Origin of the sequence: Mesorhizobium sp. B2-3-6, from assembly GCF_006442305.1 — a bacterium.
Taxonomy (GTDB): Bacteria; Pseudomonadota; Alphaproteobacteria; order Rhizobiales; family Rhizobiaceae; genus Mesorhizobium.
This window is the reverse complement of record NZ_VFVW01000009.1, coordinates 233260-258714: the sequence shown is the minus strand read 5'-3', so window position 1 is coordinate 258714 and position 25455 is coordinate 233260. Positions and strand designations below refer to the sequence as shown.

The 25455-nt window shown below is 65.1% G+C and carries 23 protein-coding genes; 10 read left to right on the top strand and 13 right to left on the bottom strand.

Annotated elements, in window-relative coordinates; translation table 11 throughout:
- Positions 1–246 precede the first annotated feature (246 nt).
- The 4 genes from FJ953_RS25230 to FJ953_RS25215 are packed head-to-tail and all read right to left on the bottom strand — an operon-like array spanning position 247 to position 3936.
- A complete protein-coding gene (locus FJ953_RS25230) occupies positions 247–1383 on the bottom strand; it encodes an ABC transporter permease (protein ID WP_140559144.1) in 1137 nt (378 codons plus the stop codon).
- Complete coding sequence (locus tag FJ953_RS25225) at positions 1380–2300, bottom strand: ABC transporter ATP-binding protein (protein WP_140625297.1); 921 nt, start codon at positions 2298–2300, stop codon at positions 1380–1382. Before FJ953_RS25225 ends, FJ953_RS25230 begins: the two co-directional genes overlap by 4 nt.
- On the bottom strand, positions 2297–3250 hold the full coding sequence (locus tag FJ953_RS25220) for an HlyD family efflux transporter periplasmic adaptor subunit (protein WP_140625296.1): 954 nt from the start codon (positions 3248–3250) through the stop codon (positions 2297–2299). Before FJ953_RS25220 ends, FJ953_RS25225 begins: the two co-directional genes overlap by 4 nt.
- Positions 3247–3936 (bottom strand): CerR family C-terminal domain-containing protein, encoded by a 690-nt coding sequence (locus FJ953_RS25215; protein ID WP_140625295.1) that lies wholly within the window; start codon positions 3934–3936, stop codon positions 3247–3249. The genes FJ953_RS25220 and FJ953_RS25215 overlap by 4 nt, the downstream gene beginning before the upstream one ends.
- Positions 3937–4028: 92 nt before the next feature.
- Here FJ953_RS25215 and FJ953_RS25210 point away from each other — a divergent pair, with 92 nt between their 5' ends.
- The 3 genes from FJ953_RS25210 (at position 4029) to FJ953_RS25200 (ending at position 6274) form a co-directional block, all read left to right on the top strand.
- Positions 4029–4502 (top strand): CYTH domain-containing protein, encoded by a 474-nt coding sequence (locus FJ953_RS25210; RefSeq protein WP_140625294.1) that lies wholly within the window; start codon positions 4029–4031, stop codon positions 4500–4502.
- Entirely contained in the window at positions 4499–5437 is a 939-nt protein-coding gene (locus FJ953_RS25205) for a CHAD domain-containing protein (protein WP_140625293.1), read from the top strand. The genes FJ953_RS25210 and FJ953_RS25205 overlap by 4 nt, the downstream gene beginning before the upstream one ends.
- A 237-nt stretch (positions 5438–5674) precedes the next feature.
- A complete protein-coding gene (locus FJ953_RS25200) occupies positions 5675–6274 on the top strand; it encodes a DNA-3-methyladenine glycosylase (protein ID WP_140625327.1) in 600 nt (199 codons plus the stop codon).
- A gap of 40 nt (positions 6275–6314) precedes the next feature.
- Here the strand turns inward: FJ953_RS25200 and FJ953_RS25195 are convergent, their stop codons facing one another.
- From FJ953_RS25195 to FJ953_RS25180, 4 genes are all read right to left on the bottom strand, one after another.
- Positions 6315–8048 (bottom strand): SulP family inorganic anion transporter, encoded by a 1734-nt coding sequence (locus tag FJ953_RS25195; protein WP_140625292.1) that lies wholly within the window; start codon positions 8046–8048, stop codon positions 6315–6317.
- A 67-nt stretch (positions 8049–8115) separates the two neighbouring features.
- Positions 8116–8394, bottom strand: coding sequence for a helix-turn-helix transcriptional regulator (locus tag FJ953_RS25190; RefSeq protein WP_140491757.1), 279 nt, complete (start codon positions 8392–8394; stop codon positions 8116–8118).
- Between the two features lie 290 nt (positions 8395–8684).
- On the bottom strand, positions 8685–9386 hold the full coding sequence (locus FJ953_RS25185) for a phosphatase PAP2 family protein (protein ID WP_140514147.1): 702 nt from the start codon (positions 9384–9386) through the stop codon (positions 8685–8687).
- Positions 9387–9417: 31 nt separating this feature from the next.
- A complete protein-coding gene (locus tag FJ953_RS25180; protein ID WP_140493450.1) occupies positions 9418–9756 on the bottom strand; it encodes a hypothetical protein in 339 nt (112 codons plus the stop codon).
- Between the two features lie 159 nt (positions 9757–9915).
- Here FJ953_RS25180 and FJ953_RS25175 point away from each other — a divergent pair, with 159 nt between their 5' ends.
- Entirely contained in the window at positions 9916–11307 is a 1392-nt protein-coding gene (locus FJ953_RS25175; protein ID WP_140491753.1) for a sensor histidine kinase, read from the top strand.
- A complete protein-coding gene (locus FJ953_RS25170) occupies positions 11304–11960 on the top strand; it encodes a response regulator transcription factor (protein ID WP_140491751.1) in 657 nt (218 codons plus the stop codon). Before FJ953_RS25175 ends, FJ953_RS25170 begins: the two co-directional genes overlap by 4 nt.
- Before the next feature lie 190 nt (positions 11961–12150).
- On the opposite strand, the gene FJ953_RS25165 is transcribed toward FJ953_RS25170, so the two are convergent.
- Entirely contained in the window at positions 12151–12663 is a 513-nt protein-coding gene (locus FJ953_RS25165) for a hypothetical protein (protein ID WP_140625291.1), read from the bottom strand.
- A gap of 280 nt (positions 12664–12943) precedes the next feature.
- Between FJ953_RS25165 and FJ953_RS25160 the strand changes: the two genes are divergently transcribed.
- Positions 12944–14947, top strand: coding sequence for a PhoX family phosphatase (locus FJ953_RS25160; RefSeq protein WP_140625290.1), 2004 nt, complete (start codon positions 12944–12946; stop codon positions 14945–14947).
- Positions 14948–15006: 59 nt separating this feature from the next.
- On the opposite strand, the gene FJ953_RS25155 is transcribed toward FJ953_RS25160, so the two are convergent.
- Positions 15007–16188, bottom strand: coding sequence for an NAD(P)/FAD-dependent oxidoreductase (locus FJ953_RS25155; RefSeq protein WP_140625289.1), 1182 nt, complete (start codon positions 16186–16188; stop codon positions 15007–15009).
- A 331-nt stretch (positions 16189–16519) separates the two neighbouring features.
- Between FJ953_RS25155 and FJ953_RS25150 the strand changes: the two genes are divergently transcribed.
- A complete protein-coding gene (locus FJ953_RS25150; RefSeq protein ID WP_140491743.1) occupies positions 16520–17557 on the top strand; it encodes a phosphatidylglycerol lysyltransferase domain-containing protein in 1038 nt (345 codons plus the stop codon).
- 31 nt (positions 17558–17588) lie between these two features.
- Here the strand turns inward: FJ953_RS25150 and FJ953_RS25145 are convergent, their stop codons facing one another.
- Both FJ953_RS25145 and FJ953_RS25140 read right to left on the bottom strand, forming a co-directional pair.
- Positions 17589–18350: an ABC transporter permease gene (locus FJ953_RS25145; RefSeq protein ID WP_140491741.1), complete on the bottom strand. Its 762-nt coding sequence runs from the start codon at positions 18348–18350 to the stop codon at positions 17589–17591.
- Entirely contained in the window at positions 18347–19273 is a 927-nt protein-coding gene (locus FJ953_RS25140) for an ABC transporter ATP-binding protein (protein ID WP_140625288.1), read from the bottom strand. Before FJ953_RS25140 ends, FJ953_RS25145 begins: the two co-directional genes overlap by 4 nt.
- Before the next feature lie 202 nt (positions 19274–19475).
- Here FJ953_RS25140 and FJ953_RS25135 point away from each other — a divergent pair, with 202 nt between their 5' ends.
- The 3 genes from FJ953_RS25135 (at position 19476) to FJ953_RS25125 (ending at position 24607) form a co-directional block, all read left to right on the top strand.
- A complete protein-coding gene (locus FJ953_RS25135) occupies positions 19476–20837 on the top strand; it encodes a cytochrome ubiquinol oxidase subunit I (RefSeq protein ID WP_140625287.1) in 1362 nt (453 codons plus the stop codon).
- Positions 20838–20848: 11 nt separating this feature from the next.
- On the top strand, positions 20849–21853 hold the full coding sequence (locus FJ953_RS25130; protein ID WP_140524385.1) for a cytochrome d ubiquinol oxidase subunit II: 1005 nt from the start codon (positions 20849–20851) through the stop codon (positions 21851–21853).
- A 141-nt stretch (positions 21854–21994) separates the two neighbouring features.
- Positions 21995–24607 carry a mechanosensitive ion channel family protein gene (locus FJ953_RS25125; RefSeq protein ID WP_140625286.1) on the top strand — a complete coding sequence of 871 codons (2613 nt, stop codon included), beginning with the start codon at positions 21995–21997 and terminating at the stop codon, positions 24605–24607.
- Between the two features lie 93 nt (positions 24608–24700).
- Here the strand turns inward: FJ953_RS25125 and msrA are convergent, their stop codons facing one another.
- Positions 24701–25426 (bottom strand): peptide-methionine (S)-S-oxide reductase MsrA, encoded by a 726-nt coding sequence (gene msrA / locus FJ953_RS25120; protein ID WP_140625285.1) that lies wholly within the window; start codon positions 25424–25426, stop codon positions 24701–24703.
- Between the last annotated feature and the right edge of the window lie 29 nt (positions 25427–25455).

Below are 25455 nucleotides of genomic sequence, written 5' to 3'. Positions count from 1 at the left end.
TGCTGGTCGATAGAGCGCAATACACTTGCAAGTCTGCGCTCTATCCCGTTGTTTTGATGGCATTCCGCATCCCGCCAGATGATCCGGCCGGACTCGAGATGCCAAGGGCTTCGCTTGCACTGAGGGGGCCGTCTTGGCCCGCAAGTGGCAGCGGCGAGGCTGATCGACAACGCCGGGGCAGAAGCATGGTTCCAACGGGAGGGTCCAGGGCTCGATGGAACCCTGGACCCTCTCAGGGGCTGTTTTTCAGTCCAGCGTGCGGCGGAAGCGGACCAGGGCGACGCCGGCAAACAGCGCCACGAACACCACCAGCCAGCCGATCTCCACGGCCACCGCCGGCAGCTGCGCGCCCTTCAGCATGACGGCACGGGTGATGCGCAGGAAATGCGTCAGGGGAAAGATCTCGCCGAAGATCTGCGCCCAGCCCGGCATGCCGCGATAGGGAAACATGAAGCCTGAAAGCATGATCGACGGCAGGAAGAAGAAGAAGGTGAGCTGCAAGGCCTGCATCTGCGTGCGCGCGACGGTCGAAATCGTGTAGCCGAGCAGCACCAGGGACAGCACGAACACCAGCACCGCCGACAAGAGCAGCGTCATCGATCCGGTGAAGGGAATGGCGAACAGAAGCTTCGACGCCGCCAGCACCACCACGACCTGCACCGCGCCGACCGCCAGATAGGGCAGCACCTTGCCCAGCATGATCTCGAGCGGGCTCGACGGCATGGCGAGCAGGTTCTCCATCGTGCCGCGCTCTGTCTCGCGTGTCAGCGCGATCGAGGTCATCATCACCATCGTCATCTGCAGGATGACGCCGAGCAGGCCGGGGACGATGTTGTATTGCGAGATGCCCTCCGGATTGTAGCGCCGGTGCACGACCACATCGAGCTGGCCCCGGGCGGCCTCGGCGGCGGCCTCCTGCATGCCTTGCGCTCTGAGCAGCGCCTGGCCGGCGACGGTGCTGAGCGTCGAGATGGCGCCGCTGGCAACCGCCGGGTCGGTGGCGTCGGCCTCGATCAGGATCTGCGGATTGTCGCCGCGCTCCACCCGCCGCGCGAAATCGGCCGGAATGGTGACGACGAAGGCGACGTCGCCGCGCGCCATCAGGAATTCGGCCTCCTCGGCACTTTGCGCCACATGGTCGAAACGGTAGTAGCCGGTGGTCTGCAGCGCCGAGACCATGGCGCGCGTATAGGGATCGCTGCTCGTCGCCACGAGTGCCGCCGGCAGGCTCTTCGGGTCGTTGTTGATGGCGTAGCCGAACAGCACCAGCTGTATCAGCGGCACGCCCAGCATCATGGCGAAGGTGATGCGGTCGCGGCGCATCTGGATGAACTCCTTGATCAGCAGCGCGCCGAGCCGGGCGAAGGAGAAGACCGCGTTCATGCCATGTTGTCCTTCGAGCCGGACATGAACTGGATGAAGACGTCCTCGAGGCTGGTTTCGCCCGGCGCAACCGTCACGCCCTTGTGTTCCTTCTCGACATCGGCCAGCGCCGTCTCCAGCTTCTTCCTGTCGGCTCCCACGACATGCAGCGTCGCGCCGAACGGCGCCACCTGGTCGACGCCCGGCCGGCCTTCGAGCGCTTGCGCCACCTGGTCGAGGCGCGGGCCCTGCAGGACGAAAGTGGTCAGGCCGGCATTCCTGACCACCTCGGCGACGGTGCCCGTCGCCAGCATCTTGCCGTAGGAGATATAGCTGATGCGATGGCACCGCTCGGCCTCGTCCATGTAGTGGGTGGAGACCAGCACGGTCAGCCCGCCGCTCGCCAGCCGGTGGATCTCGTCCCAGAACTCGCGCCGCGCCTTGGGGTCGACGCCGGCCGTCGGCTCGTCGAGCAGAAGCAGCTTGGGCTTGTGCATGATGCAGGCGGCCAGCGCCAGCCGCTGCTTCCAGCCGCCCGACAGCGTCCCGGCGAGCTGGTTGCGGCGTGTCGTCAGACCGAGTTCCTCCAAGGTCCTGGCGACATGCTCCTCGACCGGCTTCAACCGGTAGAGCCGCGCCACGAATTCGAGGTTCTCGCCGATCGTCAGATCCTCGTAGAACGAGAATTTCTGCGTCATGTAGCCGACCTCGCGCTTGATGCGCAGGCTGTCGGTGAGGATGTCGAAACCCAGCACCGTGCCTTCGCCCTCGTCCGGGGTCAGCAGGCCGCACATGATGCGGATGGTGGTGGTCTTGCCCGAGCCGTTGGGGCCGAGGAAGCCGACGATCTCGCCTTCCGCCACCGTCATCGTGACATTGTCGACGACGGTCTTGTCGCCGAAGCGCTTGACCAGTCCGTGCACGTCGATGACGTTCATTTCCCTGAAACCGCCAGCTCGACGTCGACGATCTGGCCCGGCTGCAAGGCGCCGGCGCTGCCCTCCGGCCGCGCCTCGACGAGGTAGACCAGCTTCTGCCGGTTCTCCAGCGAATAGATCACCGGCGGGGTGAATTCCGGATCGGGCGAGACATAGCTGACGCGCGCCTTCACATCCGGGCCGCAGCCGTCGCAATGGACGCGGAGCAAGGTGCCGACCTTGACCGAGGAGAAGGCGGCTTCCGGTATATAGACGCTGAGCTTCACCGCGCCGTCGGGCAGCACGGAGATGACGGGCGCGGTCGGACCTGCCGTGTCGCCCGGATTGCGAATGACGTCGCTGACGCGGCCCGGAGAAGGGGCCGCCAGGGTGCGCTTGGATAGCCGCCACGCCGCTTGGTCGAGCGCGGCCTGTGCCTGCTTGACCTGACTTTCGGCGGCCTTGATCGTCTCGGGACGCGCCGGCAGGCCGCCCGCGGCGAGATTGGCCTGCGCCTGTCCGACCTGCGCGTTGGCCGTCTCCAGCGTGGCCGAGGCGGTGTCGTAGTCGGCCTGCGTGCCGGTGCCGCGCTTGAAGAGGTCGGCAGCGCGGTCGTATTTGCGTCTGGCATCGTCAGCCTGCGCCTTGGCCATGTCGACCTGGGCCTTGAGGGCGGCGATTTCTTCCGGCCGCTTGCCCACCTGCAGATCGGCAAGCTGCGCCTGCGCCTGGGCGAGACTTGCCGTGGCCTGTGCGACCGCGATTTTCGCGTCGGCGTTTTCCAGCGTCACGATCGTGGTGCCCGATGTGACGCGATCGCCGCGCTTGACCGCGACGGTCTCGACCTGCGCCACCTCGATCGGCGCCAGCAGCACATAGTCGCCTTCGACATAGCCGACGGCCAGCGGCGAAGCCGGTGCGCAGGCGCCGAAGAGTTGAGCGGCAAGCGGCAGCGAACAAAGAAAGCTCATCGTCTCGATCCCTTCCGGGCGGCCAGTATGGCGCCGAGGTTGTCCGATGTGACGGCCGCCACCTTGGCGGCCTCGGCGGCGCCGATCTCGCGCCAGCCCATGCGGCGCATGACCGCCTCGCGGCCGATGCGGAAATAGATGACCTGTCCGATCAGCGTGAACACGGTGAGCCGGGTCGCCTCGCTCTCGGCCGCCTCGCCGGTCGCCTGTTCCCAAAGCAGGCACAGGCGCCGATGCGTCGGCTCGAACACGCCGTCATAGATGCGGTCGAGCGCCGCGGTCGGGTGCGAGAGCTCGCGCAGCACGAACTGCACGATCTCACCGGCCTGCGGCTGCGCCACGACGAATGCCACCATCCGCTCCAGCGCCGCGAACAGCTGCGCGCGCGCCGTCTCGGGGTTCGCGATTGCCGACGCCCCCGCTTCGCCGAGTGCCTGGCCGGCGACCGATTGTATGGTGTCCACGATATGGTCGGCGGCGGCGAGGCGCAGCCCCTCCTTGCTGCCGAAGTGATAGGCAATGGAACCGATATTGGCCTTGGCCTCCGCCGCGATCTCGCGCGTGGAGGTGCCGTCGAAGCCTTGTCGTCCGAACAGCTTGAGCGCCGCGCGGACCAGGGCTTCACGCGTCATCTCCGCGGCGGGCGGCTCGCGGCGAGGAGTTCGGGCTTCGGGCGGTTTGATCATGCGGCAGACTTTAATCAATCGATTGATTAAAGTCAAATCCGATCCCGGACATGGCTTGCCATGCCGGCCCGCGCGGGCTTTAGTGCGCGGCCATGGGCAAGGAAGTCGAGCGCAAGTTCCTGGTCTCCGGCACGGCATGGCGGGATCTGGTCGAGGCGGACATCCGCATCCTCCAGTTCTATCTCGCCGCCGCGCCGGGACGCACGGTGCGCGTGCGCATCAGTGACGGCGCCTCGGCCAGGTTGACGCTCAAATTCGGCAGCAAGGCGCGCGAGCGCGACGAATTCGAATATCCCATTCCGCTGGCCGACGCCGTGGAGATGCTCGGCTTCGCCATCGGGCGTGTCATCGAGAAGACACGTCACCATGTTAGGCATGGCGGCTATCTCTACGAAGTCGATGTCTTCGGCGGCGCGCTGGCGGGGCTTGTGATGGCCGAACTCGAGACACCGGACGATGTCCCGGACGAAATGCTGCCAGACTGGCTCGGCCGCGAAGTGACTGGCGAACAGAAATTCTACAACGCGTCGCTCGCCCTCGGGGGGATTCCGGAGATCGCCGCATGAGCTTTCGCATTGATCCGCGCCTGCCGCTGACCGGCGAGGTCAGGCGTATCCTGGCCGAGGAAATCGGCAAGGCGCTTGCTCATCTCGACACGGCGCATGACAGGCCGGAGCAGGGACTGCACAAATCCCGCAAACGACTGAAGAGCGTACGCGCCTTGTTACACCTCGTTCGTTCCGGAAGCGAAACATTCTGCCGCACGGAGAACGAGTGCTACAGGCAGGTCTCGGCATTGCTCGCCGGACCGCGCGAGGCGACCGCCTTGATCGAGACGATCGACCGCCTGGCCGGCGCCTTTCCGGGGCAAAGCGCCGGTGACGGCCTTGGCCCCGCCCGCGATCGCCTGGTGATGCGCCAGCACGCGCTTCATGCCGGCGCCGGTCTCGATGCGGCCATAAAAGCTGCCATCGCCGCCTGCCAGGAGGGCCTCGAACGCGTCGAGAGGCTGTCCTTGCCGGACCAGCCGGAGCAGGCCGCCGACATTCTGGCGGAGGGCGCCCGCGCCACATTGCGGCGCGCGCGCAAAGCACTGGACAAGGCGGCCTCGAGCGGCGGGGCCGAGGATTTCCACGACCTGCGCAAGGCGGCCAAGACCCACAGCATGCATCTGTCGCTGCTCGGCCGCCTGTGGCCGACGCCAATCAAGGCTCGTCGCAAGGCGGTCGACAAGCTCGCAGAGCAACTCGGCGAACTGCACGACGTCTTCGTCATGCGCGCGATGCTGGAGGCCGGCGGCGAGCCGCTTGGGCCGCCCGGGGATACGAAACTCCTTGGCAAACTCCTGAAGCATTCCGAAAAGAGCCTGAGGAAGTCCTGCCTTGCCGAGGCGGCCGAACTGTTCGGCGACAGTCCCAGGCGCTCGACGAAGAAGCTGGCCCGCAAGGCGCGCGACGATCTCGCCGGCGCTCCGCCCGCGGAGGAATTGGCGGCGAGGTGACGCAACGGCATTCATCGCCGGTCATGCCGGCATTGGCCGTGTATGGCTCGCCGGGAGGGGCTGGCCCTTCATTCGCGCACCGGCATCGGTACCGACGGCAAGTCGATCCTCTATATCCCGCTGATGAACGAGGGCGAAGTCGCGGCGCTGAAGCTGGATTGAGAAGATTTTCGGAGCCGGCCGCACGAGAGCCTTTGCCACATGGGCCGGGCGGATCTAAAACCAGCCGCCATGAGGATGGTCGTCCGCCGCCCGCTCGCTCGTTCGGAACTGCCGCACGATACGGCCGCTCTCGCGCGCTATCTCATCGGCAAGATCGTGGTCCGGGAATTGCCCGAAGGCATTGCCAGCGGCCGCATCGTCGAGACCGAGGCGTATGTCGCCGGCGATGCTGCCGGGCACGGCTTCAGGGGAATGACCCCGCGCAATCGCTCGCTGTTCCTCGAGCGCGGGCATGCCTATGTCTATCTCGCCTACGGCATCTCATACATGCTGAATGTCTCGAGCGAGATGCCCGGCATCGGAACCGGCGTCCTGATCAGGGCACTGGAGCCGCTCGACGGCATTCCGATCATGCAGCTCAATCGCGGCATCGAGCGCCTGCGTGACCTGGCGCGAGGACCGGGAAGGCTCGCCATGGCGTTGCGGATCGACCGTTCGCTCGACGGGCGCGATCTTTGCCGGGAAGGCCCTCTATGGCTTGCAAGCGATGGCCGCGACCCCGGCGAAATCGGGCAGAGCGTTCGGATCGGCATTTCGAAGGATGCCGACCGCCTGCTGCGATTTTACGTCCGGGGAAGTCCGTTTGTCAGCGGTTCACGATCGCTCAACCCATGAGAGGTGCTTCCCGGCGCGTTGAAAGGAAGAAGAATGCAAGCTACTGCGCTGCCCTTTTTCCCTCCAACTGCGCCTGCGCTGCCCGGATCGAGGCGGCGTAGGTCACCAGCGGGCGCTTGAGGCCGTGGTTGATCAGCGTGCGTCTTGTCTGCGGCGAAGCGCCAGATATGACAAAGCGCACGCCGGCGCGCCTGGCCTTGTGCGCCGCACCCTCGATGACATTGGCCGCGGTCGAATCGAAGAACGGCACCGCCGAGCAGTCGAGGATGAAGTTCTTGCGCTGGTCGGCGATGCGGTCGAGCACCGCGCCGACGGTCGAAGCGGCGCCGAAGAAGAATGCGCCGGAGATGCGGTAGACGACGGTGTCGGCGTCGGTCGCGACCCTGGAATCATAGACGCTCTCGCGGTCGGCGACGTCCTCAGGCACCAGCGTCTGGTCGGCCTCGACGGCGATGGATTTCGCCATGCGGTCGATGAACAGGATCGAGCCCAGCGCGAAGCCGACAACGATGCCTTCGGTCAAGTCGCGGAAGACCACGATCAGGAAGGTGGCCATCAGCACCAGCGCATCGCCGCGCGAGGCGCGCAGCAGCGTGGCGAAAGCCTGCTTCTCGAACATGTTCCAGCACACCACCGCCAGCACGCCGGCGAGGGCGGAGAGCGGGATGTAGCTGGCGAGCGGCGCTGCCGCCAGCATCAGGACGAGCAGGATCATGGAGTGGATCATGCCCGAAACCGGCCCGTGCGCGCCGGCCCGCACATTGGTGGCGGTACGGGCAATGGTGCCGGTGGTGCAGATGCCGCCGAACAGGGCCGAGGCGATGTTGGCGAAGCCTTGCGCCACCAGTTCGCAGTTGGAACGGTGCCGGCGGCCGGTCATGCCGTCGGCGACGACGGCCGACAGCAAGGATTCGATGGCGCCTAGCAACGCGAAGGCGATGGCGTCCGGCAGCACGTCGATCATCCTGTCGAGGCTGACGGGGGGAAGCGCCGGCCATTGCAGGCTGCGCGGGATCCCGCCAAAGCGCGTGCCGATCGTCTCGGCCGGCAGCGCAAACAGCGCCACCGCGAGCGACGCCAGACCGATGGCGATCAACATCGCCGGCCATTTCGGCCGCCAGCGCTTCAGGAAAGCGATGGTTGCGATTGTCAGCACCGCCACGAAGGTCGCCGCGAGATTGATCGTGCCGGCCGCCTCGCCGATCGCCGTCAGCTTCGGCACCAGCGGGCCTGGCTCCTTGCCGGCGAGCTTCAGCCCGAACAGTTCGACGATCTGGCCCGAGAAGATGATGACGGCGATACCGGCGGTAAAGCCGACCGTCACCGGATAGGGAATGAACTTTATGTAGGTGCCGAGCCGCAGATAGCCGATGGCGATGAGGAAGATGCCGGCCATCATCGTCGCCAGCAACAGCCCGTCCACGCCGACCCGCGCGACCGTCGCCGCCACCAGCACGATGAAGGCGCCCGCGGGGCCGCCGATCTGGAAACGGCTGCCGCCGAACGCCGAGATGATGAAGCCGCCGATGATCGATGTGTAGAGCCCGCGCTCCGGCGTCACCCCTGATGCGATGGCGATTGCCATCGACAGCGGCAAGGCGACGATGGCGACGGTCAGCCCGGCAATGGCATCGGCCCTGAGATGTTCGAGCCTGTAGCCTTCGCGCCAGACCGTCACCAGTTTCGGTGTGAACAGTTCGGAAAAAGTCGGCTTTGCCGGCCCATGGGTCGGTTTGCGCGCGGTTTCGTTGAGCGTCTGCCCGATCTCGTCCATGGACTTCCTTCCGCACCTGAAAGGCGGCGGGATCGTCGGCAGGACTGTCGGCGGTCGCCGTCGCGACTTATGCCGGCTCAGCTTTCGGATTGGGCGGCACGGCAGGCTTGAGGCGCACGCCCCGGCCGCCGCGCTCACTGGGTTGATTCTCGCCGATCAGCTCCACCCCGGCCTCGTCGAGGGCCTGGATGACCTTCATCAGCGTATCGACCACACCCCTGACCACGCCGTCGCTCGCTTCCATGCGCTGGATGGTGGGAAGCGAAACGCCGGCGCGCTCGGCGAGCGTCTTCTGATCGATGCCGGCCAGCGCCCTCGCGGCGCGCATCTGCGCGGCAGTGATCATCGGCCGGGATCCCCGTCTGAGTCTGCGGATATGATGTATAATACGATCATTATGATGTTTCAAGCATCAGGATGTATGCTTGAGCCTTGATCATCATCGCTATCGAGCATTTTTCGGATACTTCCCGAGCATTGAGAGCTATGGTGTTCCATCTGGGGCAGGGGATAACGTGGTTGACCATTTTCAAGACATTGACGACATCGGCATGCCTGGTATCGGTGGTCCTTCTGCTAACGGGCTGCGGACACTTGATCAACCGGCTGATCTGACCGCTTCCCGGTCGAGCGTCGTCAGACGTCGTCACGCACCACCCTGCGCCGTTGCAGGACCCTTGCCGCCAACCAGCACAGCATGGCCCAGGCAAAGCCCGCGCACCAGCCGGCCAGCACGTCCGACGGCCAGTGGACGCCGAGATAGATGCGGCTGATGCCGACCAGCACCGTCGTCAGCACGGCGAGCGCCAGAACATAGATCTTCGTCGTCCGGCCCTGCAGGAAGCGCGCCGCAAGCGAGCCCAATGTGAGATAGGTCACCGCCGAAAGCATCGCGTGGCCGCTCGGGAAGGAAAGCGAGGTCTCGTTGACCAGATGCGAGACGAGTTCGGGCCGCGGCCGGTCGACGCCGAGCTTCAGCAGGCTCGACAGCATCTGGCCGCCCGCCACGGCGACGAAGATGAGAAGCGCGGTCCCGGGCCTGCGGATCAACAGCAGATAGATGATCGTCGCCGCCGTGATCAGCACCAGCACGCTGGTGCTGCCGAGGCTGGTGATATCGCGCATCGCCCCTTCCATCCATGGCGGGCCGATCGGGATACCGGGTTGGCCGGCCTGGCGGAAGGCAAGCATGATTTCAGCGTCGAAGGCGTGCGGCGTGGTGGCCCGTGCCACCTCCATCAACTCCACGAAGCCCCACAGGCCGGCGGCGACGACAAGGCCGGCCAGCAGCACCGGGAATTCGACCCGGCTCAGCAGAGCCTTTGCCGCAGTCTTCATCGAACCTCGTTTCGCAACCATGGTTTGCCGGTCATCGCCCTTGCACATAGGGCCCGAGCGTGATCAGCGCCACGGCGGCAATCGCCAGCACGATGCCGGCCGCTTGCAGCGTATTGATGCGCTCGCCGAAGAATATCAGCGCCACCAGATTGACCGATACCAGCTGGATGACGGCCGACAGGCTGAACGACACCGACATGCCGAACTCGCGAATCAGCCGCAGCATGATCAGGTTGCCCAGCGAATAGAGCGCAAGCGTCAGCACGATCTTGCCCAGGCTGGGCGCCATCCCCCATTGCTTGGCGGCCGCCGCCGCCAGCAGAAAGATCACGGTCGAAAGACCGAGCTGAAGTAACCCCGAAAAACTCACCCTGCCCTCGATATTGATGCCGGTCGTCCGTGCCTTGTTTCGCAAGCGCGTCGGGACGTCAAGCAGCTGCCGTGGGACCAGGCTCTTGTGTCGGCAGGACCGAAGCGCCAAAGTCGCGGCCACTACCCTGCCCCTGCGGGTGGGGGCGAGGAGCGTGGCGTGCGATTTCTCGAAACCTTGTCGCGGCGCTGGAACGGGCTTACGCTGGCGCTGCAGTTCATCATTGCCGGCGGCTTCGGGCTGCTTGCGGTGATGCTGGTGGTCGGCTTCTGGGTCACCGCGCAAATCCGCGAAAGCGTGCTCCACAATTCGGCGGCCACGACTGCCCTTTATGTCGACAGTGTGATCGCTCCGCTGCTCCCCGATCTGCGCACGAACCATCAGCTCGATGACGCCGTCAAACGGGCGCTTGACGAGACCCTCGGCCAAGGCGCGCTCGGCAAACGGCTGTTTTCCTTCAAGTTGTGGCGTCGGGACGGCACGGTGCTGTATTCGAAGGACACGGCCTTGATCGGCCGGCAGTTCGGCCCGAGCGCCAACCTGCGTGCCGCCTTCGCCGGGAATGTCGTCGCCGAGTTCAACGAGCTAGGCGACGAGGACGACAAGGAGGAGAGGGCCGCGGGCGTGCCGCTGCTGGAAATCTACAATCCAGTCCGCGAACCCTGGTCGGGCGAGGTGGTCGCCGTCACCGAATTCTACGAGATCGCCGACGATTTCCAGGCGGCTCTGGCTTCCGCCTTGCTGTCGAGCTGGCTGATCGTGGCCGGCGCCACGCTGACGGCGCTGCTGCTGTTGTCGGGGATCGTCATACGTGGCAGCCGCACCATCGACAAGCAGCGCGGCGTTCTGCAGGGTCAGGTCTCCGAGCTGCAGGCGCTGGTTTCGCAAAACCGGGCGCTGCGCCTGCGCGTCCAGCAGGCGTCGCGCCGTGCCACGGCGCTCAATGAACGATACTTGCGTCGCATCGGCGCCGACCTTCACGACGGGCCGGCTCAGCTCGTCGCGCTGGCGGCGCTGCGTGTGGACAGCCCCGCCATTTCCGGCGAGGGTGCCTCCAGCGACAGCCGCAACGCCGAGATCGCCATGATCCGCATGGCGCTGGACGACGCGATGCGTGAAATCCGCGGCATCTGCAACGGCCTCGTCCTGCCGCAGATAGAAACGGCCGCGACCGGCGACATTCTGCGTCTTGCCGTCGACGAGCATCAACGCAGGACCCGCAGTTCCGTGGCGCTGACCCTATCCAGGCAGTTGCCCGAACTGGGCGCTTCGGAGAAGATCAGCATCTATCGCTTCGTCCAGGAGGGGCTGAACAACGCTTATCGTCATGGGCAGGGCAAGGATCAGGAGGTGAAGGCCGGGATGACAGGCGGCAAGTTCTTCGTTGAAGTGTCGGATGGCGGGCCTGGATTCGACCCAAGGCGAGCCGAGGGCCTGGGGCTCGCCGGCATCAGGGAACGTATCGAAAGCATTGGTGGCCAGTTCGAGACCACGACCGGGCCACAGGGAACACGATTGATGATTACGCTAGCCGTCGAGGATCAACCATGATCGGTACCATCCGTGTCGCCATTGTCGACGACCACCCGCTGTTTCGCGAAGGCGTTACCCGCAGCCTGTCGGAGATCGGCGGCTTCGAAATGGTGGCCCAGGGCGCCACGGCGCAGGATGCCGAACGCATCGCCTCGACTTTGCAGCCCGACATACTGCTGCTCGACATCAGCATGCCGGGTGACGGCCTTGCGTCGGTGGCCGGCATACTGGGTGCCAATCCCGGACAGAAGATCGTCATGCTGACGGTCTCGGAGGCCAATGCCGACGTGGCGCGGGCGCTGAATGCCGGTGTGCGCGGCTATGTGCTGAAGGGGGTCGGCTCGCGCATGCTGGCCGAAATCCTCCATGGTGTCGCGGCCGGCGAGACCTATGTGTCGCCGACCCTGTCGGCTCGCCTGCTTTCGGACCTGCAATCGCTGCAGCCGGCCAACGGCAGGACGGATCGCCTGCGTCAGCTCACCGGACGCGAGGCCGAGATCCTGCAGCTGGTGGCGGAAGGGCTGAGCAACAAGGAAGTGGCGCTGCGGCTGGCACTGCAGGAAAAAACGGTCAAGCATCACATGACCGGTGTGCTGTCCAAGCTCAACGTCCGCAATCGCACCGAGGCGGCGCTGCTGATGCGCGAAGCGCGGGATCGGGCCGGCAGCTAATCCTGGTCGGCCGCAAGGGATCCCCGGTTTGGGATAACGACACGCATAAATGAAAACCTGAAGCGCGGTGCAGCAGCGGAACGCTCCAGGGCAAAAAAGACGGCCCCTATACGGGGCCGGAGCGACAAGGTCACCTCCGCCGGGGGGCGGCGGAGGTGACACGTAAAGCGGGCGATGCCTATTGCCCGCTCTACAACCCCTTGAGGCGGCTTATATCCGCCGCCGTCGCAGGGCGCTCGACGATCGTGCGGCCCAGAGCGTCGGTCATTTTGAAGCGACCCTTCTCGATCTCTTCCCCGAAGCCGTTAGGGTGCTGCACCACGATCTTGTTGTCGTCTATTTCGACACGATCGCCGGTTGTTGCGTTCACATGCTTGCCGGAGCTGTTGGCACCCTTCCCCTTGCCACTGTTGCCGCCGCCATTGTTCCCGTTGCCGCCAGCGTTGCCATTGTTGCCTCCGGCATTGCCATTGTTGCCGCCGCCGTTATTTCCATTGCCGCCATTGCCGCCATTGCCGCCATTGCCGCCATTGCCGTTACCGCCATTGCCGCTGTTCCCGCCAGGCTTGGCTTGGGCGCTGGACGCGACAATGCCTGCGGCGGAACCGTGAAAATCGAGGTGATAGGGGGCTATGGTCAGCGCCAGTGCCGGCACTGCTCTCAGGGCCAGCCAGCAACAATGAGCCATGATCGAGCTGCGCATCAGTCCCTCACTTGATCGGGCCGGCGAATTCAAGGGCCATCTCGTGCAGGTACGCGACCATCGGCGACATGGCGTGTTCGTGTAAGTGGCCCACGACCGATGCCGCGGCAATCCGGACCTTCGCCCGATCGGTTTAGGACCTTGGTCCGAGTTTCAAACCGAATGTGGCGCGAGGTTCGCGGTCAGCTGGCGGGTGCACGAATGTCACGAAAGTGTGACCGATCGTCTATAAGGGGTCGAAACGCGTGACACGCTCCAGCCATCCAGCCAGAGGCAGACCATGACCGACCATCGCTCGCCCGACGCCCGATTCCGCACCAGCCTGCTTGAGGAAAACGACGGTCCGGCGACCAACCCCACCGAAAACCGCACCATGGGCGAAATCATTGCCGAGCGGTTCTCCCGCCGCGCCTTCCTCAAGGGCTCGCTGGCCGTCTCGGCCATCGCCGCCACCGTCAGCCCGCTGGCGCTCGTGGCCGCCGACGATGCGCGTGCCGCCGAGGGCTCCGCCTTCTCGTTCGAGGAACTCGAAGCCGGTATCGACGACAAGCACCATGTCGCGCCGGGCTACGATGCCGACGTGCTGTTGCGCTGGGGCGATCCGCTGTTTGCCGATTCGCCGGAGTTCGACCCGGCCAGGCAGTCGGCTGAGGCCCAGGCAAGACAATTCGGCTACAACAATGACTATGTCGGCTATATCGGGATCGGTGGCTCCGCCGAGCACGGCCTGCTGGTCGTCAACCACGAATACACCAATCCGCATCTGATGTTCCCGGGCATCGTCAGGATCGTCGAGAAGGACGGCAAGAAGGCGGCCGAACTCGCGCCGCTCTCGAAGGAGCAGGTCGATGTCGAGATGGCGGCACATGGCGGCACCATCGTCGAGATCCGCAAGGAAGGCGGCAAGTGGCAGGTGGTGCGCGACGGCAAGTTGAACCGCCGCATCACCTCCAACACCGAAATGGCGCTGTCGGGCCCGGTCGCCGGTCATGACCGCGTCAAGACCAATGCCGACCCATCCGGCACCAAGGTCATCGGCACATTCAACAACTGCGCCGGCGGCGTCACGCCTTGGGGCACCTATGTCATGGCCGAGGAGAACATCCACGGCTATTTCTCCGGTGAACTGCCGGAAGGCCATAAGGAAGCCGCCAATTACAAGCGCCTCGGCATTCCGGAAGGCGCCTATGAATGGGGCGCGCATTACGATCGTTTCGACCTCGCCAAGGAGCCGAACGAGCCCAACCGTTTCGGCTGGATCGTCGAGGTCGACGTCAACGATCCGACATCCACGCCGAGGAAGCGCACCGCAATGGGCCGCTTCAAGCATGAAGGCGCCGAATCGATCGTCGCCAAGGATGGCCGCGTCGTCTTCTATCTCGGCGACGACGAGCGCTTCGAGTACGTCTACAAATTCGTCACCGCGGGCCGTTTCGATCCGGACGACCGCGCCGCCAACATGAACCTGCTCGACGACGGCACGCTGCATGTCGCCAAATTCGCTGCGGACGGTACGGTGGACTGGCTGCCGATCGTCTTCGGCCAGGGCCCGCTGACGGCCGAGAACGGCTTTGCCGGCCAGGCCGACGTGTTGATCGAGACGCGGCGTGCCGCCGACCTGCTCGGCGCCACCAAGATGGACCGTCCCGAGGACATCCAGCCCAATCGTGTCAACGGCAAGGTCTATGTCATGCTGACCAACAATTCCAAGCGCAAAGCCGACCAGGTCGACGCCGCCAACCCGCGCGCCGATAACGCCTTCGGCCATATCATCGAGATATCGGAGGATGGCGGCGATTTCGCCGGCACCAGGGGCAAATGGGAGGTGCTCCTGAAATGCGGCGATCCAGCGGTTGCCGATGTCGGCGCCACCTTCTCCACCGCCACCACGGCCAATGGCTGGTTCGGCATGCCCGACAATTGCGCGGTCGATTCGGCCGGGCGCCTGTGGGTCGCCACCGACGGCCAGGGCCCGAAGACCACCGGCCGCACCGACGGCCTGTGGGCGGTCGACACCGAAGGGCCGGCGCGCGCGACGTCAAAACTGTTTTTCCGCGTGCCGATCGGCGCTGAAATGTGCGGGCCGCTGTTTGCGCCCGACGATCAGACCGCCTTCGTCGCCGTCCAGCATCCAGGCGACGGCGGCGAGGATTGGGAGGCGTTCGGCCGCCCGTCCTATTATGAGGATCCGTCGACGCGCTGGCCCGATTTCAAGCCGGACATGCCGGTGCGGCCGGCGGTCGTCGCCATTACCAGGCAAGGCGGCGGCAAGATCGCGATTTAGAGGGCAATTCCAGGAAAGTGGGGTTCCGTCCGACGCGTAAAACGAACCTCCAGCCCGGTTCAGGGGCCGGAATTGGCGATCCGCCGGGCAATCCGCTCGGCGATCGCCTTGGCCTGGATGGCGGCATTGGCGAAGCAGCCGCGGATGCTCGGCCGCATGCCGGTGAACCAGAGGCCAGGCAGTTTCGGATCGGCATCCCCGCCATTGAACAGCGGAACGCCCTTGCCGTCGAGCACGCCGAGATCGCCGACCATCTGCTCAAGCCCGGTGCGGTATCCCGTCGCGGCAATGACGATGTCGGGATCGATCAGGCTGCCATTGGCCAGGATGACGCCGTCGCGGGTGAATTCCCGCACCGCCGGCACGACGGTGATCCTGCCCGAGCGGATGGCGTCGATCGCGCCCTCGTCGGCGGCGATCGCGGTGTAGTCGGTGGTCAGGCGGCTGGCGCCGCCCACCGGTGCCGGCGGCACGCCGAATTTCGTCAGGTCGCCGAAAACCAGCCGTTGCGTCAAGGCGATCACCGCATCGGCGACCCGCAAAGGCAACCGCGCCATCAGCGGCGACAGCCGGTGCACGGCAATCTTGCCGATGCGCTTGGGCAGGACCGACGGACCATTGCGGGCCGACAGCCACAGCGAGGCGGTGCTTGCCTGGGCCAGGTGGTTGAGCGCGTCTATACCCGAATTGCCGGCGCCGACGACCAGCACCTTCTTGCCGGCATAGTCCTTCGCGTCGCCGAAATCCGCCGAATGGATGATGCGGCCGGCGAAATCCCGCATTCCTTTCCATTCGGGGATGAACGGCTGTCTGTCGCGGCCGGTGGCGATCACGACGTGGCGCGCCAGGCGCTTCCCGGCGCTGGTTTCTATCGCCCAGTGGTCGCCCCGGAACAGGACCGCCTCGACGGCGACGCCGAGCTCCACCGGCAGCCGGTTCGCCTCGCTGAAATCGTTCAGATAGCGGATGACGGCGGTTCTGTGGGGGAAGGCGAGCGTGCCCTTCGGGTAGGCAAGGCCGGGAAGTGCCGAAAGGTCGCGGTGAGTATTGAGGCGCAGCTGCTGGTGACGCCGATGCCATGGCTCCGCCAGCCGGCTCTCCTTTTCCAGGATCGCCGTCGCCACGCCGGCCTTTACCAAGGCCTGCGCTGCCGCGAGACCGGCGGCGCCGGCGCCGATGACGATCGCCGGTTCGATGGTTACCGTCTGGTGCGCTGCCGGTCTGATTGTCGTATCTGCCATTCGCTCACGAACCCCATTCCACCCTTGTGGCGCTTCCGCCGACACCGGCAGAACGCCCTCCCGCGCATGATCCATACAGCAGATCGGCCCCGGATTTCGAGGCCATGCGCCGCACCGCGGTTGCGTCCTATATGGCATATACGCGAGATCGGCGATAATCAGGTCGCGGCAATGTGATTGATTCGAGATCCGGGGGCTGGCGGATCTCTGTTACCGGTACAGGAATCCGAAGTCCTCGAAACGCTTTTTTCGGCTTCCTGTGCAAAATCAAGGCGCCACGGCGTATAGCGTACCCGGGTGCGCGCCGCAGATGCACGCGGAATCTCGACCCATGCCCTCCTTGCGGATCTATCTCGACAAAATCCTCGAGCGTGCCTCGCCAAAGGTCGAGCGCCAGGCGTTCACCCATGCCGAACGGCTGGCGCTGGTGCGCCGCCACGGCGACTTCTCACTCGCCTACTCCTCCGCCGTGCAAGGCAGGCTCTCCTATTTCGGCGATGCCGACGGCTACATCGCTTTCGGCACCAAGATGAAGCATCATTTCGCGCTCGGCGACCCGGTCGCCGATCCGGCCCATCGGGCCGACTACATCAGGCGCTTCGTCGAGACCGCCGGCAGCCCCTGGTTCGTGCAGATCGGCGAACAGTCGGCGCGGGTGCTGGCCGGGCTCGGCTACAAGGTCAACCGGCTGGGCATCGACACCCGTCTGCCGCTGCCCGAACACGATTTTTCCGGCAAGCGCAACGAAACCGTGCGCTACTCCGAGCGCTGGCTGTTGAAGAAGGGCTTTTCGTTCGCCGAGGACAAGCGGACGATCTTTCTCGACGAGATCTCCCGGCTTTCGGCGAACTGGCGCGGCGACCGCATCGTCAAGCGTTGGGAAATGGGCTTCCTCAACCGGCACTTCGCCGATCATGTGGGCGTCGACATGCGCCGCTTCGTGCTGCACGGCCCCGATGGCGAACTGGTCGCCCTGCTCGACTTCGATCCGCTGTTTCGCGGCGGCAAGGTCATCGGCTACACCACAGCCTTCAAGCGCAAGCACATCGACGCCTCGCCGCATGCGGAGGTCGGCCTGACCAAATTCGCCGTCGACCGCTTTCGCGAGGAAGGCATTTCGGTCGTCACGCTCGGGCTGTCGCCGCTGGTCGACGTCGGCCCCAGCGGATTCGCCGAAAGCGATTTCTGGCGCAACGCCTTCCAGCGCGCCTATGATTCGCCTTGGGTCAACCGCCGCCGCTTCAACCTGCAGGGGCAGGCGGCGTTCAAGCGTCGTTTCCACGGCATCGAGGAGCCGGTCTACGTCGCCTTCCGTAAGGGAACCTATGTCGAGATGCTGGGCCTGCTGCGGCTGGTGAAGGCGATCTAGCTCTGACCGCGGCTCAGCGTGGCTTCGCCCCTCAATTCCTCAGCCGGTAGCCGGTCCTGAATATCCAGGCGACGGTCGCCACGCAGATCAGCAGAAAAACCACGGTCATGCCGAGGCTGATGCCGACCGAAACGTCCGATTTTCCGAAAAAGCTCCAGCGGAAGCCGCTGATCAGATAGACGACCGGATTGAACAGCGTCACCGTGCGCCAGGCGCCCGGCAGCATGTTGATGGAATAGAAGCTGCCACCGAGGAAGGTCAGCGGCGTGATGATCAGCAGCGGCACCAGTTGCAACTGCTCGAAGCTCCTGGCCCAGATTCCGATGATGAAGCCGAACAGGCTGAAGGTCACCGCCGTCAGCACCAGGAAGGCCAGCATCCAGAACGGATGCTGGATCGAGAGCGGCACGAACAGCGAGGCCGTCGCCAGGATGATCAGGCCGAGGATGATCGACTTTGTGGCGGCGCCCCCGACATAGGCGAGGACGATCTCGAGATAGGAGACCGGAGCCGACAACAGCTCGTAGATCGAGCCGACGAATTTCGGGAAGTAGATGGCGAAGGAGGCGTTGGAGATCGACTGCGTCAAAAGCGACAGCATGATCAGCCCGGGCACGATGAAGGCGCCGTAGCTGATGCCGTCGATCTCGGTGATGCGCGAACCGATGGCCGAGCCGAAGACGACGAAATACAGCGACGTCGACAGCACGGGCGAGACGATGCTCTGCAAAACGGTGCGCAGCGCGCGCGCCATCTCCACCCGGTAGATCGCCCATACCGCGCGCAGGTTCATGGCTCTTGCCTCAGAAGATTGACGAAGATCTCCTCCAGCGAACTGTTCTGCGTGTCCAGGTCGCGGAACTGGATGTCGGCGGCCTCGAGATCGCGGATCAGCGACGCCACGCCCGGCCGGTCGCTCTGGTTGTCATAGGTGTAGGTGATCTGCCCGCCATCCGGCGACAATTCCAGGGCGTAGTGCGAGAAGGCGTCCGGAATGGCGCCGAGCGGGCTGCGCAGTTCCATCACCAGGCGCTTGCGGCCGAGCTTGCGCATCAGTTCGGCCTTGCCCTCGACCAGGATGATCTCGCCGCGGTTGATGACGCCGACGCGGTCGGCCATCGCCTCGGCTTCCTCGATATAGTGGGTGGTGAGAATGATGGTGACGCCGTCCTCGCGCAGCCGCCGCACCATCGCCCACATGTCCTGGCGCAGTTCGACGTCGACGCCGGCCGTCGGCTCGTCGAGGAACAGCACGCGCGGTTCGTGCGACAGCGCCTTGGCGATCATCAGCCGCCGCTTCATGCCGCCCGAAAGCGTGATCGCCTTGGCGTCCTTCTTGTCCCACAGCGACAGGTCGCGCAGCACCTTCTCGACAAAGGCATGGTTTGCCGGCTTGCCGAACAGGCCGCGGCTGTAGTTGACCGTCGCCCAGACGCTCTCGAAGGCGTCGATGGTCAGCTCCTGCGGCACCAGCCCGATCAGGCCGCGCGCGGCGCGATAGTCCTTGGTGATGTCGTGGCCGTCCACCGTGACGCTGCCGGACGAACGGTTGACGATGCCGCAGACGAGCGAGATCAGCGTCGTCTTGCCGGCGCCGTTGGGGCCAAGCAGCGCGAAAATCTCGCCGCGCTCGATATCGAGATTGATTTCCTTCAGCGCCTTGAAGCCTGTGGCGTAGGTCTTGGTGACCCCGGAAATGGAGATGACAGGCTGCATGGCTGAAAACGGCTGCTTGAAAGAGGACCCCAGATATAGGACGAATGTCGCCGCATGCAACCGCAAGTCAATGCCGTTGCTGACAGTTCTCGACATTGCCGCCGCATGGCGCTGCGGCGTTCCGCCTCGCGGCGGGACGCCGCTTTGACCGGCTGGCCCTACAAGCCTATTCTCCGCTTATTAGAAGCAGCCGGAGCCCGCCATGGACCCGCTCATCCTTTCGCGCATTCAGTTCGGTGCGAATATTTCGTTTCATATTCTGTTTCCAGCCATCACCATCGCACTCGGCTGGGTGCTGCTTTTCTTCAAGCTCCGCTACAACGCGACCAATGATTCGGCCTGGATGCGCGCCTATTTCACCTGGGTGAAGGTGTTCGCATTGTCCTTCGCCATGGGCGTGGTTTCCGGCGTCACCATGAGCTTTCAGTTCGGCACCAACTGGCCGGGCTACATGGAAACGGTCGGCAACATCGCCGGGCCGCTGCTGGCCTACGAAATCCTCACCGCCTTTTTCCTCGAGGCAGCCTTCCTCGGCATCATGCTGTTTGGCTTCCGCCGCGTTTCCAACCGCATCCACACGCTGGCGACCGTGCTGGTCGCCGGCGGCACCACCGTGTCGGCCTTCTGGATCATCGCGCTGAACTCGTGGATGCAGACGCCGGTCGGCTTCGAGATGCGCGACGGCGTCGCCCACGCCGTCGACTGGTGGGCGATCCTCTTCAACCCCTCCATGCCCTACCGTCTCGTCCATATGCTGCTCGCCTCCGGGCTTACGGTATCGTTTCTCATCGCCGGCCTGTCGGCGCTGCGTTACCTCAAGGGCGACCGCTCGGAATCGATGTGGAAGGCGCTGCGCACCGGCGTCTTCACCGCCGCCATCCTCATCCCCATCCAGATCCTTGCCGGCGACCAGCACGGCCTGAACACGCTCGAGCACCAGCCGCAGAAGATCGCCGCCATGGAGGCCAACTGGAACACCGGCCCCAACGTGCCGCTGGTGCTGTTTGCCATTCCGGATGAAGCGGCCAGGGAAAACAGGTTCGAGGTGACCATTCCCGACGGGGCGAGCTGGATCCTGCGGCACAGTGCCAGGGGCGTGGTACCGGGACTCAACGACTATCCCGGCAATCATCCGCCCGTCTTCCCGGTGTTCTGGGGTTTTCGCGTCATGGTCGGCACGGGCCTGTTGATGCTCGCCGTCTCCTGGTCGGCCGCCTTCTTCCTCAAGCGCCGTCATGGCTTGCCGAGGCCGCTGGCGCTGCTCATGGTGCCGATGACCATCTCCGGTTGGGTGGCGACGCTCGCCGGCTGGTATACGACGGAGATCGGCCGCCAGCCCTGGCTGGTGACGGGCGTGCTGAGGACCGCCGACGCCGTCGGCCCGGTGACCGGCAGCCATGTGGCGCTGACGCTGGCCGTCTATCTCGCTCTCTACGTGCTGTTGCTGATCGCCTATCTCGGCGTTCTGGTCCACCTGGCGCTGAAGGCGGCCAAGGACGGCGACACCTCGCCGCTGCCGGGCGTGCTCAACAAGCCGATGTCACAGCCCGCGGCTGGCGAGTAGGAGAGAGAGAAATGACCTATGACTGGCCGACCCTGCTCCCCCTCATCTTCGCCGGCCTGATGGGCCTCGCCATCCTGATCTACGTCATTCTCGACGGCTTCGATCTCGGCATCGGCATCCTGTTCGCGGCGGCCGAGGACGCCGAGCAGGACACCATGATCGCCGCCATCGGCCCGTTCTGGGATGCCAACGAGACCTGGCTGGTGCTGGCCGTCGGCCTTCTGCTGGTCGCCTTTCCGATGGCGCATGGCGTCATCCTCAGCGCGCTCTATATCCCGGTGTTCGTGCTTCTGGTCGGCCTCATCCTGCGCGGCGTGGCCTTCGACTTCCGCGCCAAGGTGGCGACGGAGCGCAAGCATCGCTGGAACCGCATCTTCTTCCTCGGCTCGCTCATCGCCTCGCTGGCGCAAGGCTATATGCTGGGCGTCTATGTGCTTGGCCTCGACTTCGGCCTGGGCGGCATGGCGTTCGGCGTGCTGGTGGCGTTCTGCCTGGCGGCGGCCTACGCCGCGATGGGGGCGGCCTGGGTCATCTACAAGGCCGAAGGCGACTTGCAGAAAAAGGCGGTGCGCTGGCTGCGCACCACATTGGTGCTGACCGCGCTCGGCATGGCTGCCGTGTCGCTGGCCACGCCCTTCGCCAGCCCGCGCATCTTCGCCAAATGGTTCGTGCTGCCCGAAATGCTCTATCTGTCGCCGCTGCCGATCCTGTCGGCGCTGCTGTTCCTGTGGCTGTGGCGGCAGACCTCTCATCTGCCCAGGCCCGACGACCGCCATTCGCTGACGCCGTTCCTGACGCTGGCCGCCATCTTCGCGCTGGGCTTTGCCGGGCTCGCCTGGTCGTTCTATCCGTTCGTGGTGCCCGACAGGCTGACCATCTGGCAGGCGGCTTCCGCACCCGAAAGCCTGGCCATCATCCTGGCCGGCACCGTGGTCGTGCTGCCGATCATCATCTTCTATTCCTTCTATGCCTACCGCGTGTTCGGCGGCAAGGCGAGGGACCTGACCTACGATTGAAGGGCCAGGCGACGGCGCGAAATCATCGCCTCCGCCTGCCGCCTGTCGCCTGCCGGAAAGACAATATTCATCTTCACGCGGAATAACCTTCCGCGACATGCTGCGGCCTGATGGCAGCGGTCCGAGAAGAAGGGCAATGCAATGCGCGGTGTCCCGGTTGCCTCGATAGAACACGATCCGCAGGCGCGGCAGCGCTACGCAGTTTTCCCGGGAAAATCGCTACGCCGCTTTCCTGGAATTGCTCTGGTCCTGATCCGCCTGGTCACGCTGATCGCCGCGCTTGCGCTGGCCGGCCTGCTGCCTGTCATTCAGCCCGCTCATGCCCAGCAGACGGCCAACTGGGCCGGTGTCTGGGACACCAAATGGCGCGGCGGCGGCGCCCAGATCACCTTCGAGCAGGACGGCGCCGAGGTGAAGGGCGTCTATCCCCTGTATGGCGGCCGCATCGAAGCCAAGACCGAAGGCGAAAAGCTGTTCGGCCGCTGGTTCGAGGGCAGTCGCCAGGGCGAGTTCAGCTTCGTCATGGCGCCGGACGGCGCCAGCTTCATGGGCCGTTTCGAATCCGCCACCGCCGAATGGTGGACGGGCGTGCGCGTCGACGCCGCCGAGACCCTCAAGGTCGACCAGACCAGCCCGATGACGACGATGCGCTCATTCCTGCAGACCATGAACGAGAGCGGCGCCGACAATGTGCCGCGCGCCACCGGCGGCGGCATGGGCCTTGCCGCGCTGGCGGCCGGCCTCGTCGACGTCACGGAGGCCGATCGCGGCGGCCTCAACATGCCCGATTACACCAAGCTCCTGTTTTCGGTGATCGACAACGCCACCTTGCGCCTGTGGAACCTGCCGCATGATGCGATCCCCGGCGACGAGGTGACAGCCAGGCTGCAGCAATATGGCAGCAAGGTTTTCTTCGACGTCACCTTCCGCCGCAAGGCCGGCGAATGGTTCATCGTCGGGCCGCAGCTCGCCGTGCTGCAGGCCAAGCTCGCCGAGTTCCAGGCGGCGCGTGGCGAAGCCCCCGACATGGTCGACGATCCGGCCAAGCTCGCCTCGCCGCGCGACACGTTCAAGATGCTGCTCGGCGGCATCGCCGACCAGAATGGCGGTTCGACGCAAACGGCGCTCGACATGCGCGGTTACAATCCGGCGGTGCGGTCCGACGAGGCGGTTCTGCTCGAGAGCTATCTCAAGAAAGTCATCGACCGCATCGGCTACGTCTACTGGCAGGAAATTCCCGACGATCCCCAAAGCAACACGCCCTATGTGTATTTCGAGCACCCGGCCGGCAACATCGTCGTCGCTCCGGTGGGGACGGAGAAAGGCGGCAAGCTGTGGAAATTCACGCCGGAAACGCTGGCCAACATCCGCACGCTCTATGCCGATATCGAGGACGCGCCGGTGGCGCCGGAATTCACCGCCTTCGCCAGCAACGATCCGTTCTTCGCCACGAGGGGCCTTGCCCGCGAGATCAGCCCTGCCCTTTTGACCCGCGCCGGGCCGATCGAACGCTGGCAATGGCTGGGGCTCGGCATTGCCGTGCTTGCCGGCATCGCCTTCGGCTTCCTTGCCAACGCCGTCATCGTGTTCTTCGCCCGCCGCGGCAGGAGTTCGGGGCGGGCCGGCTTCTTCCGCGTCGTCGAATGGGCGGTGCGCTCGATCTTCCTCGGCCTGTTCCTGCTGTTTGCGCTGCGGCCGCTCGGCTTGCCGCAGGTGATCGCGGCATCCGCCAAGGCGGCGGCCTGGAGCCTGATCCTGATCGGCGCGGTTCCCGTCGTCTGGCACCTGATCGGCAAGATCGCCGAGCGCTACCGCGCCACCTTCAACGTGCCCGGCTACCACGAGACGCTGATCTCGCTGCTGACCGGGGTGGCGCGCATCGCCGCCCTGGTGGTCGCCTTCCTGCTCCTGGCGGAGGTGCTGGCGATCCCCTATCAGGGCGTGCTGGCTGGCCTCGGCATTGGCGGCCTGGCGGTGGCGCTGGCGGCGCAGCCGACGCTGCAGAATTTTCTTTCCGGCCTGACGCTCTATGCCGACCGGCCGGTCAGCGTCGGCGACTTCTGCAAATTCGGCAACCAGTCCGGCACCATCGAGCATATCGGCATGCGCTCGACCCGCATCCGCTCGGTCGACCGCACGGTGATCTCGGTGCCCAATTCCGACTTCGCCGGCATGCAGATCGAGAACTACGCCCATCGCGACCGCACCCGCTTCGCCACCACGCTGCAATTGCGCTACGAGACGACGCCCGACCAGCTGCGCTACACGCTGGCGGCGCTGCGCAAGCTCCTGATCGCTCATCCGCGCGTCATCGACGACCCGTGCCGCGTGCGCTTCGTCGGCTTCGGCCCCTATTCACTCGACATCGAGGTCTTCACCTACATCACGACCGCGGATGGCTCGGAGTTTCTCGCCATCCGCGAGGACATATTGCTGTCGATGATCGCGGTGATGGACGAGGCCGGCGCCCAGTTCGCATTCCCGGCGCAGCTGGAATACAGCGCCGCCGACCTGCCGCTCGACCAGGAAAAGCGCATCGCCGCGGAAAAGCGGGTCAGCGCCTGGCGCGAGGAGGAAAAACTGCCTTTCCCCGATTTCAGCCAGCTCGACAGGCTGGAGCTCAACGACAGCCTGCCCTATCCGCCGCAGGGCTCGGTGCAATACCGCGAAGCCCAGGCCGCCCCGGCCACGGTCGAAGCCAAGGCCTCGCTGGAGAAGGCGCGCTGGAGCCTGCCGTGGCGGAAGAGGGTGTAGCCTTCTTCGCAGGAGAGGCCGCGATCCCTCGCGCCCCCTCTGGCCGGCAGGGCAGCAGGAGGCGCTTCCCGCCAGCGCCTCCGCTTCTGAACCTCAATTGCTGGCCGACAGCACCAGCACCGGCTTGTCGCTGTAAAGCTGCGGGAACAGCGTCTTCAAATTCGCCACCTTGGGCAGGTCGTTGTAGACGATGTAGGGATAGGTCGGGTTGAGCGTCAGGAAGTCCTGGTGGTACTCCTCGGCCGGGTAGAAGGTCTTGCCGGTTTCGATCGTGGTGACGATGGGCTTGCCGAACAGCTTGGCCTGGTCGAGCTGGGCGATGTAGCTCTGCGCGATCTTCTTCTGTGCCTCGTTTTCGGCGAAGATCGTCGAGCGGTACTGCGTGCCGGAGTCGGGCCCCTGATAGTTGAGCTGGGTCGGATTGTGGGCGACCGAGAAATACACCTGCAGCAGCTGGCCATAGGTGATCTTGGAGGGATCGTAGGTGATCTCGACGGATTCGGCATGGCCGGTGCGGCCGGTGCCGACCGTCTCGTAGACGGCGTCGTCCTTGGCGCCGCCGGTATAGCCCGAGACCGCCTTGGTGACGCCCTTGACGTGCTGGAACACGCCCTGCACGCCCCAGAAGCAGCCGCCGGCGAAGACTGCCGTCTCGCTGCCGCCCGCTGCCTTTTCATCGAGCGCCGGCGGCGGGATCACCACGGCGTCTTCCGCCGAGACGGCCGGCGTCAGCCAGAAGGCGGCGCCCGCGACGGCGAGCGCGAAAGCTGCGAGCGCGCCGCGGACGAGGCCGCTCGAACGGTTCTTGATGTCGGTCATGGTTGCACTCCTAATGGCTTGCATAGGGT

Excerpts from the sequence above, each read along its gene's own strand:
- FJ953_RS25230 (WP_140559144.1), bottom strand. The coding sequence starts at position 1,383 with ATGAACGCGGTCTTCTCCTTCGCCCGGCTCGGCGCGCTGCTGATCAAG.
- FJ953_RS25225 (WP_140625297.1), bottom strand. The coding sequence starts at position 2,300 with ATGAACGTCATCGACGTGCACGGACTGGTCAAGCGCTTCGGCGACAAG.
- FJ953_RS25220 (WP_140625296.1), bottom strand. The coding sequence starts at position 3,250 with ATGAGCTTTCTTTGTTCGCTGCCGCTTGCCGCTCAACTCTTCGGCGCC.
- FJ953_RS25215 (WP_140625295.1), bottom strand. The coding sequence starts at position 3,936 with ATGATCAAACCGCCCGAAGCCCGAACTCCTCGCCGCGAGCCGCCCGCC.
- FJ953_RS25210 (WP_140625294.1), top strand. The coding sequence starts at position 4,029 with ATGGGCAAGGAAGTCGAGCGCAAGTTCCTGGTCTCCGGCACGGCATGG.
- FJ953_RS25205 (WP_140625293.1), top strand. The coding sequence starts at position 4,499 with ATGAGCTTTCGCATTGATCCGCGCCTGCCGCTGACCGGCGAGGTCAGG.
- FJ953_RS25200 (WP_140625327.1), top strand. The coding sequence starts at position 5,675 with ATGGTCGTCCGCCGCCCGCTCGCTCGTTCGGAACTGCCGCACGATACG.
- FJ953_RS25195 (WP_140625292.1), bottom strand. The coding sequence starts at position 8,048 with ATGGACGAGATCGGGCAGACGCTCAACGAAACCGCGCGCAAACCGACC.
- FJ953_RS25190 (WP_140491757.1), bottom strand. The coding sequence starts at position 8,394 with ATGATCACTGCCGCGCAGATGCGCGCCGCGAGGGCGCTGGCCGGCATC.
- FJ953_RS25185 (WP_140514147.1), bottom strand. The coding sequence starts at position 9,386 with ATGAAGACTGCGGCAAAGGCTCTGCTGAGCCGGGTCGAATTCCCGGTG.
- FJ953_RS25170 (WP_140491751.1), top strand. The coding sequence starts at position 11,304 with ATGATCGGTACCATCCGTGTCGCCATTGTCGACGACCACCCGCTGTTT.
- FJ953_RS25165 (WP_140625291.1), bottom strand. The coding sequence starts at position 12,663 with ATGCGCAGCTCGATCATGGCTCATTGTTGCTGGCTGGCCCTGAGAGCA.
- FJ953_RS25160 (WP_140625290.1), top strand. The coding sequence starts at position 12,944 with ATGACCGACCATCGCTCGCCCGACGCCCGATTCCGCACCAGCCTGCTT.
- FJ953_RS25155 (WP_140625289.1), bottom strand. The coding sequence starts at position 16,188 with ATGGCAGATACGACAATCAGACCGGCAGCGCACCAGACGGTAACCATC.
- FJ953_RS25150 (WP_140491743.1), top strand. The coding sequence starts at position 16,520 with ATGCCCTCCTTGCGGATCTATCTCGACAAAATCCTCGAGCGTGCCTCG.
- FJ953_RS25145 (WP_140491741.1), bottom strand. The coding sequence starts at position 18,350 with ATGAACCTGCGCGCGGTATGGGCGATCTACCGGGTGGAGATGGCGCGC.
- FJ953_RS25140 (WP_140625288.1), bottom strand. The coding sequence starts at position 19,273 with ATGCAGCCTGTCATCTCCATTTCCGGGGTCACCAAGACCTACGCCACA.
- FJ953_RS25135 (WP_140625287.1), top strand. The coding sequence starts at position 19,476 with ATGGACCCGCTCATCCTTTCGCGCATTCAGTTCGGTGCGAATATTTCG.
- FJ953_RS25130 (WP_140524385.1), top strand. The coding sequence starts at position 20,849 with ATGACCTATGACTGGCCGACCCTGCTCCCCCTCATCTTCGCCGGCCTG.
- FJ953_RS25125 (WP_140625286.1), top strand. The coding sequence starts at position 21,995 with ATGCGCGGTGTCCCGGTTGCCTCGATAGAACACGATCCGCAGGCGCGG.
- msrA (WP_140625285.1), bottom strand. The coding sequence starts at position 25,426 with ATGACCGACATCAAGAACCGTTCGAGCGGCCTCGTCCGCGGCGCGCTC.